The organism is Micromonospora sp. WMMD1102 (genome assembly GCF_029626265.1).
Classification (GTDB): Bacteria; Actinomycetota; Actinomycetes; order Mycobacteriales; family Micromonosporaceae; genus Plantactinospora.
In genome coordinates this window covers 3,447,685-3,460,443 of record NZ_JARUBN010000001.1, presented here as the reverse complement: position 1 = coordinate 3,460,443, position 12,759 = coordinate 3,447,685, and the positions used below count along the sequence as shown (strand labels likewise).

Here is a 12,759-nt window from a genome sequence, read left to right as displayed (position 1 = left end):
ATCGGAAACGGCGGGGGAGAGGCGACGATGGCAGAGGCGATGGCGCGAACCGGACGCACCGCGGCGACCGCGGTGGTGGAGGTTTCGGAGCGGTGCTGAGGCTGAGGACGACGACGGAGCCGTCGACCGAGGCCCCGGGCGTGCTGGAGACCGCCGCCCTGCTCCGCGAAGTGACTGCCGGACTGATCACCAGCGACGACTTCGACGCCGCGCTGGACCGGCTGGTACGCACCGTCCGGGACGCGATCCCGGAGGTGACCTGGTGCGGGGTCACCGTACTGCGGGCCGGGGCGCCCGCCTCGGTCGCGGGTTCGGAGCCCCGGCTCGGCGACCTCGACGACCTGCGGCACGGCGACGACGCGCCGGCGATGACGGCGATCCGCTCCCGGGAACTGGTCTGGTCGGCGGACCTGCGCACCGAGACCCGCTGGCGGCCGTGGACCGTCCGGGCGCTGAACCTCGGCGTACGCGGGGTGCTGGCCGTACCGGTGGACGTCGACGAGCACGTGGTCGGCTCGATCAACCTCTACGCCCGGGAGCCCGGCGTGCTGAGCGCCAGTCAACAGCTCACCGCGATGCTGCTCGCCGAACACGCCGGGCTGCTGCTCGGCGCCGTCCGGGACCGTTCCCGGCAGGCGGGTGACGCGGACCCGACCGAGGTGCTCACGGCCGGGCAGGTCGTCGACCAGGCGGTCGGGGTTATCATGACCCAACGTGGCTGTCCGGCCACGGAGGCGCTGAAGGTGTTGCGCTCCGCCTCGGCCGCGCTCGGCATCCCGCTCCGGGACGTGGCCGAGCGGCTGGTCACCTCGGTGGCCCGGCGGCACGCCACCTGACCCTCCACCGTGGCCCGTGACCTGCGGTGCGCCGTTTCGGCGGGGCGGCCCGGGGGTAGCACGCTGGAGGCTGGTCGAGGAGCGAGACCGGGAGGCGTCACCATGCAGAGCCGCCTGCGGGTGCACGGGCATCCGGTCCAGCCGATGCTGGTGACCTTCCCGTTCGGGTTGTTCGTCTGCGCCACGGTCTTCGACCTGGCCGACGTACTCGGTGCTCCGGTCTTCCTGGGACTGGCCGGCTACTGGACGACGGTGGCGGCGCTGGTCGCGGCCGGCCTCGCCACGGCGGCCGGCATGGTGGACCTGTGGGACGTGCCGGGCGATCCGACCCGGCGTACCGCAGTGATCTTCAACCTGCTCAACGGCGCCGTGGCGGTGCTCTTCGTCTTCGCCTGCCTCATCCGCTCCGGGGTGCCGGATCACGGCGCGAGCGGCGGCCTGCTCGTGGTCGAGGTGCTCGGTCTGCTGTTCGGCGCGGCCGGGGTGCGGCTCGGGGCCAGTCTGGTCCGGCAGTTCGACCAGGGGCGCGGCGAACCGACCACGTTCGACGGTTTCGGCCCGCCCGCGACCTCGGTGGCCGGCGGGTTCGGCCGACGCCGTCGCGGCTGAGTTTCCGCTGCTCCGGTCGGTCAGGGGTGTCCGGCGGCCCGGTGTTCGGCGAGCAGGTCGGCGCCGAAGTCGCTGCGCGGGCGCCGGAGCACCGTGTGCGCGTGATTGCCCTCCTCGCTGGTGTTGTCGTACTCGACGAGCAGGTCCTCGCCCTGGATGCGGTAGTAGTGCCGTCCACCGGGCCTGGTCGAGCCCTCCCAGGCGAAGTAGAGGTCGCCCCGGGCCACCCGGGTGGACTCCTGTCTGGACAGTTCGGGCGGGAAGCGGTCCAGGTAGAGCGCGACGAGTTGGTCGAGCATCGCCCGGCCGGTCGGCCCGAGCGTGCCACGGCGCAACCCGAGCGGTTCGATCCGGCTGTCGAACCGGGCCCGGGTGCCGCTGCGGATGTCGGCGGGGGCCCGGTCGGCGACCACCGCCGTGCCCCTGCCGTCCGGACCGATGGCGTCGAGCAGGGCGCGGGCCAGGTCCTCCTCGGGGGCCAGCGGCCGGCTGACCGGCCGGCCCGCGTAGCTCACGGTCGCCGGATTGGCGCCCAGGAAGACCGGTGCCGGGGAGACGCGGTCGCCTGCGACGGTCATCGTCACCGACAGGTGGTGTCCCTCGAACCGCCAGGACCAGTGGTCGTCCCGGGCCGGATCGCCGAAGACCACCACCCGGTAGTCGTCGCTGTGCCGGCCCCGCCGCCACTCCTCCTGCCGGTCGAGTACCTCCTCCAGGGCCATGATGGTGGCCGCCTGCGCGTACGCGTGTGGGCTCAGCGCGGTGGCCAGCAGCCGGTGCGTCGCCTTCCGGCCGGTCGGGTCGAGGTCGGCCAGGCAGGCCCCGGGCCGGGGTAGCGGCCGGTACTCGATCCACCGCCGGTCGGCGGAGTCGCTGAACGGGCGGGCGGCCAGCGCCCGGGCCGGCCCCGGTAGCGCGTCCAGGAGCGCGGTGGCGGCGGCCCGCATCTGTCCGGCCAGCGTGGTGTTGCGCATCCTCTCTGTATACCGGTCGTCGGCCGGCGTCGTCGGCCGGTCCGCGTCGTCGCTGCCGATCCGGGTCGTCGGTCCAGCTTGGAGCCGTTCTCGGCGGGCTCGTCCAGGGCATTGCCGGCTCGTTAAGTGTCTTGTGGACCGGGTCCGGTCGGAAGATGATCGGAAGAAGTTCCTTGATCGTTAATGTTGTGACTCAAGTCACATCGACGTACACCCGTTCCAAGTAAGGTGTGCACAACCGTCAACCCCTTTCGAAGGGTGCCGCCAGATGTTCCGACTCTCCCCACAAGGGCCGCGGCGACTCCGGATCGTCGGGCTTGCCGCTCTCTCCCTCCTGGTGGCGAGCGTTGCCGTCGCTCCGGCAAGCAACGCCCAACCAGTAGCCGCGACGAGCCAGACCACATCGGACGTTGCCGCAACACCGGGCGTGGACGAGATCACCAGCAGCCCGAACCTCCGCCAGATCGCCAACATCCCGAAGCAGGGCACCTTCGCCGCCGAGAACGCGCTCGGCTCCGACCTCGCCTTCCAGGGCCGGTACGCCTTCGCCGGCAACTACGAGGGCTTCGTCATCTACGACGTGAAGAACCCGTCCCGGCCGTCGATCGTCTCCCAGGTGCAGTGCTCGGGATCGCAGAACGACATCTCCGTCTACGGTGACCTGCTGTTCCTCTCCACCGACTCGCCGCGCAGCGACGACTCGTGCGCCAGCACCGGCGTCTCCAGCAGCGCGACGGTGTGGGAGGGCATGAAGATCTTCGACATCAAGGACAAGCGCAACCCGCGCTACATCAAGTCGGTCCAGACCGCCTGCGGCTCGCACACCCACACCCTGGTGCCGAGCAAGGACAAGAAGTCGGTCTACATCTACGTGGCGTCGTACGGCCCGTCGAACACCTACGCCGGCTGCGCGCCGCCGCACGACTCGATCTCGATCATCAAGGTGCCGCTGAAGAAGCCGACCCAGGCCGCGATCGTGGCGGTGCCGAACCTCTTCCCGGACGGTGGCAACCCCGGCGGCAACGGCAGCTCGACCACCAGCGGCTGCCACGACATCACCGTCTACCCGAGCAAGGACCTGGCCGCCGGCGCCTGCATGGGTGACGGCATCCTGCTGAACATCGCCAACCGCGAGGCCCCCCGAGTGATCAACCGGGTACGCGACACGGTGAACTTCTCGTTCTGGCACTCGGCGACGTTCAACAACACCGGCAGCAAGGTGGTCTTCACCGACGAGCTGGGCGGCGGCTCCGGTGCGACCTGCCTCGAGACCATCGCCCCGACCCGGGGCGCGAACGCCATCTACGACATCGCCGGCCGGGGCGACGGCCGCAACCTGGTCTTCAAGAGCTACTACAAGATCCCCCGGCTGAACACCACCCTGGAGAACTGCGTCGCGCACAACGGGTCGCTGATCCCGGTGCTCGGGCGGGACATCATGGTCCAGGCGTGGTACCAGGGCGGCATCTCGGTGTTCGACTTCACCAACTCGGCCCGGCCGGTCGAGATCGCCTACTGGGAGCGCGGCCCGCTCTCGACCGACCGCCGGATCATCGGCGGCTCGTGGTCGGCGTACTGGTACAACGGCCACATCTACTCCAGCGACATCCAAAAGGGCCTGGACGTACTGGAGCTGCGCGACTGGCGGATCTGGTCGGCGCACCTGACCCGGTTCAAGGAGCTGAACGTGCAGAGCCAGCCCAGCTTCCTGGGCAGCAACTGGTAACCAGCCACCGCCGCGGCCCAGCGGCACCGGGCGGCCCGGTCTCCCAACTCGGGGGACCGGGCCGTTCCCGCTCCGGCCGCCCGTGATAGCTTGCCCGACCGGTGTGCGAGAGGGAGGGCCGGTGCGGGACGGCATCTACGTCGGGCAGGCGGGCGCCGACGGTGCGGACAACGGCGGCTGGCTGCTCGGCCACTTCATGCCGCCCGGTCTGGACGTCCGGCACAGCGCCGAGGTGGAGGTCAAGTGGGGCGTGCACCCGGCCGGCGACACCCGGGCCGAGTGGGTCACGGGGGAGCGGCGTACGGCCCTGCTGGTACTGGTCTCCGGCCGCTTCCACGTCGAGCTGCGGGACCGTACGGTCGTGCTGGCCGAACCCGGTGACTACGTGGTCTGGGGACCGGGTGTCGACCACTCCTGGCTGGCCCCGGAGCCGGCGGTGGTGCTCACCGTCCGCTGGCCGTCGGTAGCCGGCTACCGGGTGCCCGCCGGCCACCCCGGCAGCTGACCAGTCGAAGTCGCAGCGGCTGGTCGAGGCTGGATCGCGGCACGTGCCTCGGGGGAGCACGTGCCTTGGCGGAGCGCGCACGCCGGGGAAGCACGTGCTTCGGCGGAGCGCGCCCCCTTCGGAGGAACAACGTGCCTCGGGGAAACACGTGCCCTGGGTGGGACGACGGTGCAGGAGGGGTCGGATGCCGGACGAGGAATCCCGGGTCGAGGCGCTGCGTACGGCCGAGCGGCGGCTACAGGCCGCCCAGCTCGCCTCGGACGTGACCGAACTGGACCGCCTGATCGACGAGCGGCTCGTCTTCACCGGCCCGGACGGACGGCTCTACGGCAAGCAGGACGACCTGCGGGTGCACCGCAGCGGTGAGCAGACGCTGACCGAGGTCACCGAGGAGGAACTGGCCGTCCTGGTCGACGGGGAGACCGGGGTCAGCTGGTTCCTGGGCACCCTGGCCGGGACGCTGGCCGGCACGCCGTTCACCGCCCGGGTCCGGTACACCCGGACCTGGATCCACGTCGACGGTGCCGGGTGGCGGCTGCTGGCGGCGCACGTCAGCCCGGTCTGACCCAGCCCCGACGGGCGGAGTGTGCCGGGGGTCACCTGGCCGGCCCCGGGCCCACCGGTCACATCCGCGGCTCCCCGGGTGTCACCCCGGTAGACCCACGCGATCGGCGCTGGGCCTCCGGGAGCGGACTCCCGGCCGGACGGACCTGGAGAAGACGATGACCACCTCACCTGTTCTGGTTACCGGCGGCACCGGCACCCTCGGCCGGCTCGTCGTACCGCTGCTGCGGGGGAGCGGCCGTCAGGTGCGGGTGCTCAGCCGGCGGGCCCGGCCGGACGGTGACGGCGTCGAGTACCTGACCGGCGACCTGCTCAAGGGGGAGGGGATCGGGCCGGCCGTGGACGGTGTCGAGACCGTGCTGAACCTGGCGGGCGGGCCGAAGGGCGACGACGTGGCGACCGGGCACCTGGTCCGGGCGGCCTCCGAGGCCGGCGTCCGGCACCTGGTGCACATCTCGGTGGTGGGAGCGGACAGCGTCCCGCTGGGCTTCCTGCGTACCCAGTTGGCGGCCGAGCAGGCGGTCGCCGCCGGCGCGGTGCCGTGGACGGTGCTGCGGGCCGCACAGTTCCACGACTTCGTGCTGAACCTGGTGCGTACCCTGACCAAGCTGCCGGTGCTGCTGGCTCCCGGCGGGATGCGCCTCCAGCCGGTCGACGCCCGCGACGTGGCGGCCCGGCTGGTCGACCTGGCGCTCGCCGCGCCCGCCGGCCGGGTCCCCGACCTGGTCGGCCCGACCGTGTACGGCGTGGCCGAGCTGTCCCGGAGCTACCTGCGGGCCACCGGGAGTCGCCGGCCGATGCTGCCGGTCCGGATTCCGGGGCGGGCCGGCCGGGCCTACCGGGCCGGTGCCAACCTGAGCCTCGACGGGGCGACGATGGGCAAGCGCACCTGGGAGGAGTTCCTCGCCGAGCGCCTGGCACAGCGGGGCTGAGCCGCTTCGGGTCTGCCAGGTGCCGGCGCCTCGCCGAACCCGGCGGCGCCTCGCCGGCCTCGGCAGCGAATCGCCCGAACCGGGCGGGCGCCGGCTGCCACCGTACGCTTGGCGGTCGTGGAGCATTGCGACGAGTGCGGGTTCGACTATTCCTCGGTGCCGGCGGATGCGCTGCCGGACCGGCTCCGCGGCTTCGGGCCGCGCTATTCCGCCGGGCTCGGTGCGGTCCGGGACCCGCGACGGCGCCCGGCCGAGCGGGTCTGGTCGCCGCTGGAGTACACCTGCCACGTCCGGGACGTCTTCCGGGTGCAGCGGCAACGGCTGGCCCTGGCACTGGAGGTGGACGAACCGGAGTTCATCCCGATGGGCCGTGACGAGCGGGCGGTCACGGAGGCGTACAACGAGCAGGATCCGGCGGTGGTGCTCGACGAACTCGGCACCGCCGCCGGGGAGCTGGCCGACGCCTTCGACCGGCTCGGCCCGGCGGAGCTGAACCGAACCGGGAGTTATCCGTTTCCCGAGCCGCAGGTCCGGACGATGTTGTGGGTGGGCCGGCACACCGTGCACGAGGGCGAGCACCACCTGCTCGACGTCAGGCGCGGCGGGTAGGGCGTCGGCCGGGATCAGGCGTACAGGTAGTTCCTCGTCCAGTAGGAGGCGGCGAGGAACTCGCGTCCACAGCCGTGACAGGGCGCGGCGCGTCCCTCGTCGGCGAACTCGAAGACGTTGTGCACGCCCAGCACGGTGTCCCGGAGGAGTCGCTCGTCGTGCACCCGGTGCTCGACGGCGTACGCGACGATGTCCATCGCGGTCGGGGTGCGACCGCAGGCGCAGGTGGACCGGCCTGACGCGGGGATGACGGAGAAGTCGGTGACGGACCCGAGCGGCAACCGCAGCAGACCCTCGACGTACCGGAGTTCCTCGGCCGGTGTCCGCACGACCGGTTCCTGGTGCGGAAGGAGGGCCATCACCCGCCGCATCTCCTCGTCACTGAGCCTGATCCCCGTCCGGGCGCCGCTGCTGCGGTATTCGTCCTTCAGCGCCTGAACAGACGTCCCGTCCATCGGCTCATCCTTCCGAGGCGGCTCGTCAAGGCGCCGCGCGGCATCGACCTTCCGCCCGAGTCAAGCACAGTACCGGCTCGTCCTCTGACTTTTCGGTTACCAGCACAAGATCATCAGCTTAAAGCCCATCTGTCGTTGTTGCCAAAGCTTTGCAACTCTGCCACCGTGATCACCCGAGGCCGTCGACAACCTCCGGCACGGGTGAGTCGGCCAGACCGTCGCGTCCGCCGCCGACCTGCCTGGGAGAGTTCCGTGATCCGGTTCCGTCCGACCGTCCGACGACTGGTGGCGGTGGCCGCCGCCGGTGGCCTGCTCGCCGTCGCCGCCTGCTCGGCACCGACGACCCCCGGAGCACCGGCGGCCGGCGACACCTTCGTGCTGGCCACCGCGGGCGAGCCGGACACGCTGAACCCGGTGCTGAACTACGGCGTCGACGGCGCCTCGCTGATCTTCGACGGCCTGGTCGCCCGGGACGCGCAGAACCGGCTGGTGCCCGGCCTCGCGACGGAGGTGCCGACGGTCTCGACCGACGGCCGGACGGTGACCGCCAAGCTCCGCCCCGGGGTGCTGTTCCACGACGGTACGCCGCTCACCGCCGACGACGTCGTCTTCACCTACCGGGCCGTGCTGGACCCGAAGGTGGACTCGACGCTCCGCTCCGACCTGGAGATGCTGCGATCGGTCGAGGCGACCGACCCGGCCACGGTGGTGTTCCGGCTCCGCCACGCGTACGCGCCGTTCCTGCAACGGCTCACCCTCGGCATCGTGCCGGCGAAGGCGCTGAGCGGGCAGGACGTCAACAAGGTCGGGTTCAACCGGAAGCCGGTCGGCACCGGGCCCTACCGGATGGAGTCCTGGATTCCCGGTGACCGGCTGGTGCTCACCGCCAACGACGGCTACTTCGGCGGCCGGCCGACCAACCGGCGGCTGGTGGTGGCGTTCGTCGCCGACGACAACATCCGGGCCCAGCGGATGCGGGCCGGCGAGTTCGACGCCGCCGAACTGGCGCCGAAACTCGCCGCCGGATTCGACGGCAGCCCCGGTTACCGGGTCGAGCGGGTGCCGACCGCCGACTACCGGGGCGTGATGCTGCCGATGGGCAACCCGGTCACCGCCGACCCGGCGATCCGGCGGGCGCTCAACCTCGCCGTCGACCGGGCCGCGATGGTCTCCGGGGTACTCGCCGGTTCCGGTGAGTCGGCCTACGGCCCCGTCCCGCCCAGCTCGGAGTACGCCGAGCCGTCCGTCGCCGGGAAGCCGACCGCCGACCCGGCCGCCGCCACCGCCCTGCTCGACGCCGCCGGCTGGACGCCCGGCGCGGGCGGCATCCGGGCCCGGGACGGCCGCCCGGCCCGGTTCACCCTGATGTACCCGGCCAGCGACAGCCTGCGCAAGGAACTGGCGCTGGCGGTCACCGCCGATGCCAGGAAGGTCGGCATCGAGATCACCCCCGAGGGCCTCACCTGGGACGCGATCGACCCCCGGCTCAACTCCGACGCACTGATCATGGGGTACGGCACCCCGTACGACCCGGACTTCGTCTCCTACAAGCTCTTCGGCTCCCGGTTCGCCGGGCAGGGGTACTTCAACCCCGGGCACTACCGGTCGAGCGTCGTGGACCAGGCGTTGCAGCAGGGGCGCGACCAGTCCGACCCGGTCCGGCGCAGGGCGGCGTACGCGACGTTCCAGCAGCAGCTCGCCGCCGACGTGCCGTGGGTGTACCTGACCTATCTGAAGCACACCTACGTGCTGCGGGACTCGATCGACGGCGTGACGCCCCGGGTCGAGGCGCACGAGCACGACGTGGCGAACAGCCTCTGGTGGAACGTCAACACCTGGACCCGGCGGTGACCCGGACGACCCCGGGCCGGAGCCGCCGCCGGCACCGGCTGGCCGGGGCGGGTGCGGTGGTCCGGCGCAGGCTGCTGGTCGCGGTACCGGTGCTCGTCGCCACCAGCGTCGGCATGTTCGCCCTCGGCGCCGCCTCCCCGATCGACCCGGCCAAGCAGTACGCCGGAGCCGCCGCGTTCACCACCAGCGAAGAGAACCTGGCACAGCTCCGGGCCAACTGGGGAGTCGACGATCCGCTGCCGGTGCAGTACCTGCGCTGGGTCGGCAACCTGCTCCGTGGCGACCTGGGCTGGTCGACGAGTCGACACGAGGCGGTCGGCTCGGTTGTCGCGAGTCGGGCCGGCTGGACGCTGCTGCTGGTCGGGGCGGCGCTCGGCGTCGTACTCGTGGCGAGTCTGCTGCTCGGCTCGCTGGCCGCGTACCGCCGGGGTGGGCTCTTCGACCGTGCCCTGCGGGCGGCGGCCTACGCCGTGCAGTCGATGCCGGTCTTCTGGATCGGCCTGGCCGCCATCGCCCTCTTCGCGCTGGCCCTGGGCTGGCTGCCGGCCGGCGGGTTGACCGACGTGACCGCCACCGGCACGTCGTGGCGCGACGTCGCGCACCACCTGGTGCTGCCGGTCGGCGTGCTGGCGATCTCCCAGGCCCCGTGGTTCGTGCTCTTCGTCCGGGACGCGGTCGCGGAGAGTCTCCGCGACGACCACGTGCTCGCCGCCCGAGCCCGGGGCCTGCCCGGCCGCACGGTGCTGTTCGGGCACGCCCTGCGTACCGGGCTGCTGCCCTTCCTCACCCTGGTCGGCACCCACCTGCCGGAACTCGTCGGCGGCGCGGTGCTCGTCGAGACCGTCTTCTCGCTGCCCGGACTCGGCGCGGTCACCGTGCAGGCCGCGCTCGGCAGCGACTTCCCGCTGCTGGCCGCGATCACCCTGCTGACCACCGTCGTGGTGCTGGCCGCGAACCTCGCCGCCGACCTCGGCTACGCCGCCGCCGATCCCCGGGTAAGCCTCGATGCCTGAACTGACCCGCCCCAGCCCCGACAGCGCCCGCCCCGGCCCCGACAGCACCAGCTCTCGTCCCGACGGCGCCCGCCCCAGCCCCGACGGCAACCGTTCGGGTTCCCGTCCCCGCATCGCCGGCTGGCGGGCCCGGCTGCGGCTGAGCACCGGCCGGGCTGGTGTCGTCGTGGCCGGCACGGTGCTGCTGGCGGCGGTGGCCGCCTGCCTGCTCGCCCCGCTGCTCTGGCCGCTGGACCAGAGCGCCGTCGCGCTCGACCGGACCCGGCTGGCGCCGTCCTGGACCCATCCGGCCGGCACCGACGACCTCGGCCGGGACGTCGCGCACCGGGCCCTCTACGGGCTGCGGGTCTCGCTGCTCGTCGGTGCGGTCGCCGCACTCGTCGCCACCGTGATCGGCGGCGTCGTCGGCGGGATCGCCGGCACCGTCGGCGGCCGGGTCGACCGGGTACTGATGCGGATCGTGGACACCGTCGCCGCCCTGCCGCACCTGCTTCTCGGCATCTTCATCGTCGCGATGCTCCGGCCGAGCCTCGGCGCGGTGATCGCCTCGATCGGGCTCACCCACTGGCTCTCGACCGCCCGGATCGTCCGGTCCGAGCTGCTGAGCCTGCGGAACCGGCCGTTCGTCGACGCGGCAGTAAACGGCGGCGCCAGCCGGCTGCGGGTGCTGACCCGGCACCTGTTGCCGCACGTACTGCCCCGGTTGGCGCTGGCCGTCACGCTGATGATCCCGCACGCCGTCTGGCACGAGACCGCGCTCTCCTTCCTCGGCCTCGGTCTGCCGCCGCACCTCGCCTCGCTGGGCAACATGATCAACGACGGGCAGGGTTCGCTGCTCGCCGGTGCCTGGTGGGCAAGTCTCGCCCCGGGGGCGGCGATCGTGCTGGTCACCCTGGCCATCGCGGTGGTCGCCGCGCGCTGGCGGGACCGTCTCGATCCCCGCGTCCGAGCGGAGTTGCAACTGTGAGCACCGACGCGGCCACCACCGCCCCGACCGGCCGGCCCGGCGCCGCCCCCGTGCTAGACGTCGACGGGCTCACCGTCCGGTTCCGGCTCCGGGACGCGACCGTGCACGCCGTCACCGACCTGCACCTGCGCATCCGCCCCGGCGAGCTGCTGGCCGTGGTCGGCGAGTCCGGCTGCGGCAAGTCGGTGTTGGCGCACGCCCTGCTCGGCCTACTGCCCCGCAACGCCACCGTCACCGGCCAGGCCCGGCTGCACCCGCCCGGCGACCCGACGGCCGTGGGCGGGCCGGTCGAGTTGGTCGGCTGCGGCGAACGGACGCTCGCCACCCGGGTACGCGGCCGGCTCGTCGGGCTGGTGCCGCAGAGTCCGGCCACCGCACTCAACCCGGTGCGTACCGGCCGGCGACTGGTCGAGGAGACACTCCGGGCGCACGGGCACGGCCGGGCCGAGGCCGTGGCCGGGGCGGAACGCGTCGCCGCCGAGGTCGGACTCGACGCCGACGACCTGGACCGGTATCCGCACGAACTCTCCGGCGGCATGGCGCAACGCCTGGTCACCGCGCTCGCCATCGCCCCGGACCCGACTCTGCTGATCGCAGACGAACCCACCAGCGGACTGGACCGGCCGCTCGTGGCGCACACTCTCGACCTGCTGCGCCGCAGGTGCGACAGCGGAAAGTCCGTCATGCTGATCACCCACGACCTCGCCGCCGCCGAACGGGTCGCCGACACCGTGGCGGTGATGTACGCCAGCCGCGTCGTCGAGCACCGGCCCGGCGATCGGTTCTTCGCCGCGCCCGCCCACCCGTACGGTGCCGCACTGCTCGACGCGCTGCCGGATCGCGCCTTCCGGGCCGTAACCGGGCATCCGCCGATGCTCACCGCCCTGCCGGACGGCTGCGCCTTCGCCGCCCGCTGTGGGTACGCCACCGATGCCTGTGAGCGGCAACCCCCGCTGGCGGCGTACGGCGCGGCGCACGACGGCGGGATGGTCGCCTGCCACCACCCGGTCACCGTCGGGGGCGGATCGTGAGCGGTGCACCGGAGCAGCTCAGCGCCGAGCAGGTCACCGCCGGGTACCGCCGGCAGGTGGTCCTCGACGGGGTGGACCTGAGCGTCGGACGAGGTGAGACGGTCGGACTGCGTGGACCGTCCGGCGGTGGAAAGTCCACTCTGGTCCGGGTGCTCGCCCTGCTGCACCGGCCGGACCGGGGACGGGTGACGGTCGACGGTACCCCGGTCACCGGCACCAGGTACGCGGTACCGGCCGGCGTGCGTACCCGGATCGCTGTGCTCTTCCAGAGCCCCCGGGCCGCCGCCGACCCACGGCTGAGCCTGACCGACCTGATCGCCGAGCCGCTCCGGGCCACCCGGCACCCCGAGGACGGGATCCGGCCGCGGGTCGCCGAACTCGCCGACCTGGTCGGACTCACTCCCGACCTGCTCGACCGGCGACCGCACGCGGTGAGCGACGGCCAGCTCCAGCGGGCCTGCCTCGCCCGGGCCCTCACGCACCGTCCCGACTACCTGCTCTGCGACGAGGCCACCGCGATGCTCGACGCCTCCACCCAGGCACACGTCGCCACCGTGATCACCGACTACCAGCGGACCCACCGGGCCGGCGTCCTGCTCGTCACGCACGACCCGGCGTTGCTGACCCGTTGGGCGGACCGGGTCGTCGACCTGCCGGTCCACGGTCGAGGTTGACGTTCCGGCAGCG

At 72.7% G+C, this 12,759-nt stretch carries 14 protein-coding genes; 12 read left to right on the top strand and 2 right to left on the bottom strand.

The features are described from left to right. Positions 1-101 precede the first annotated feature (101 nt). Both O7626_RS15460 and O7626_RS15455 read left to right on the top strand, forming a co-directional pair. Positions 102-836: a GAF and ANTAR domain-containing protein gene (locus O7626_RS15460; RefSeq protein WP_278066175.1), complete on the top strand. Its 735-nt coding sequence runs from the start codon at positions 102-104 to the stop codon at positions 834-836. A 102-nt stretch (positions 837-938) separates the two neighbouring features. Then, on the top strand, positions 939-1,445 hold the full coding sequence (locus tag O7626_RS15455; protein ID WP_278061858.1) for a DUF2231 domain-containing protein: 507 nt from the start codon (positions 939-941) through the stop codon (positions 1,443-1,445). 20 nt (positions 1,446-1,465) lie between these two features. Here the strand turns inward: O7626_RS15455 and O7626_RS15450 are convergent, their stop codons facing one another. Continuing rightward, a complete protein-coding gene (locus O7626_RS15450) occupies positions 1,466-2,419 on the bottom strand; it encodes a DUF3500 domain-containing protein (protein ID WP_278061857.1) in 954 nt (317 codons plus the stop codon). 268 nt (positions 2,420-2,687) lie between these two features. Here O7626_RS15450 and O7626_RS15445 point away from each other — a divergent pair, with 268 nt between their 5' ends. From O7626_RS15445 to O7626_RS15425, 5 genes are all read left to right on the top strand, one after another. Then, on the top strand, positions 2,688-4,145 hold the full coding sequence (locus O7626_RS15445) for a hypothetical protein (RefSeq protein WP_278061856.1): 1,458 nt from the start codon (positions 2,688-2,690) through the stop codon (positions 4,143-4,145). Between the two features lie 121 nt (positions 4,146-4,266). After that, on the top strand, positions 4,267-4,650 hold the full coding sequence (locus tag O7626_RS15440; RefSeq protein WP_278061855.1) for a signal peptidase I: 384 nt from the start codon (positions 4,267-4,269) through the stop codon (positions 4,648-4,650). 184 nt (positions 4,651-4,834) lie between these two features. After that, positions 4,835-5,215 (top strand): nuclear transport factor 2 family protein, encoded by a 381-nt coding sequence (locus O7626_RS15435; RefSeq protein ID WP_278061854.1) that lies wholly within the window; start codon positions 4,835-4,837, stop codon positions 5,213-5,215. Between the two features lie 157 nt (positions 5,216-5,372). Further along, positions 5,373-6,146, top strand: coding sequence for an NAD(P)H-binding protein (locus tag O7626_RS15430; protein WP_278061853.1), 774 nt, complete (start codon positions 5,373-5,375; stop codon positions 6,144-6,146). A gap of 117 nt (positions 6,147-6,263) precedes the next feature. Next, positions 6,264-6,755, top strand: coding sequence for a DinB family protein (locus tag O7626_RS15425; RefSeq protein WP_278061852.1), 492 nt, complete (start codon positions 6,264-6,266; stop codon positions 6,753-6,755). A gap of 14 nt (positions 6,756-6,769) precedes the next feature. Here O7626_RS15425 and O7626_RS15420 read toward each other — a convergent pair whose 3' ends face one another. Next, entirely contained in the window at positions 6,770-7,210 is a 441-nt protein-coding gene (locus O7626_RS15420) for a hypothetical protein (protein ID WP_278061851.1), read from the bottom strand. 252 nt (positions 7,211-7,462) lie between these two features. On the opposite strand from O7626_RS15420, the gene O7626_RS15415 reads away from it, so the two are divergent. Genes O7626_RS15415 through O7626_RS15395 form a run of 5 tightly spaced genes read left to right on the top strand, consistent with a single transcriptional unit; the run spans position 7,463 to position 12,746 of the window. Beyond that, positions 7,463-9,061: an ABC transporter substrate-binding protein gene (locus O7626_RS15415; protein WP_278061850.1), complete on the top strand. Its 1,599-nt coding sequence runs from the start codon at positions 7,463-7,465 to the stop codon at positions 9,059-9,061. Further along, positions 9,031-10,074 carry an ABC transporter permease gene (locus O7626_RS15410; RefSeq protein ID WP_278061849.1) on the top strand — a complete coding sequence of 348 codons (1,044 nt, stop codon included), beginning with the start codon at positions 9,031-9,033 and terminating at the stop codon, positions 10,072-10,074. The genes O7626_RS15415 and O7626_RS15410 overlap by 31 nt, the downstream gene beginning before the upstream one ends. Next, positions 10,067-11,041: an ABC transporter permease gene (locus O7626_RS15405; protein ID WP_278061848.1), complete on the top strand. Its 975-nt coding sequence runs from the start codon at positions 10,067-10,069 to the stop codon at positions 11,039-11,041. Before O7626_RS15410 ends, O7626_RS15405 begins: the two co-directional genes overlap by 8 nt. Then, positions 11,038-12,072, top strand: a complete 1,035-nt coding sequence (locus O7626_RS15400; RefSeq protein WP_278061847.1) for an ABC transporter ATP-binding protein — start codon at positions 11,038-11,040, stop codon at positions 12,070-12,072. The genes O7626_RS15405 and O7626_RS15400 overlap by 4 nt, the downstream gene beginning before the upstream one ends. After that, the gene (locus tag O7626_RS15395) at positions 12,069-12,746 is read left to right on the top strand and encodes an ATP-binding cassette domain-containing protein (protein WP_278061846.1); all 678 of its coding nucleotides are present in this window, start codon (positions 12,069-12,071) and stop codon (positions 12,744-12,746) included. The genes O7626_RS15400 and O7626_RS15395 overlap by 4 nt, the downstream gene beginning before the upstream one ends. Positions 12,747-12,759: the final 13 nt, after the last annotated feature.

Excerpts from the sequence above, each read along its gene's own strand:
- O7626_RS15455 (WP_278061858.1), top strand. The coding sequence starts at position 939 with ATGCAGAGCCGCCTGCGGGTGCACGGGCATCCGGTCCAGCCGATGCTG.
- O7626_RS15450 (WP_278061857.1), bottom strand. The coding sequence starts at position 2,419 with ATGCGCAACACCACGCTGGCCGGACAGATGCGGGCCGCCGCCACCGCG.
- O7626_RS15445 (WP_278061856.1), top strand. The coding sequence starts at position 2,688 with ATGTTCCGACTCTCCCCACAAGGGCCGCGGCGACTCCGGATCGTCGGG.
- O7626_RS15435 (WP_278061854.1), top strand. The coding sequence starts at position 4,835 with ATGCCGGACGAGGAATCCCGGGTCGAGGCGCTGCGTACGGCCGAGCGG.
- O7626_RS15430 (WP_278061853.1), top strand. The coding sequence starts at position 5,373 with ATGACCACCTCACCTGTTCTGGTTACCGGCGGCACCGGCACCCTCGGC.
- O7626_RS15420 (WP_278061851.1), bottom strand. The coding sequence starts at position 7,210 with ATGGACGGGACGTCTGTTCAGGCGCTGAAGGACGAATACCGCAGCAGC.
- O7626_RS15405 (WP_278061848.1), top strand. The coding sequence starts at position 10,067 with ATGCCTGAACTGACCCGCCCCAGCCCCGACAGCGCCCGCCCCGGCCCC.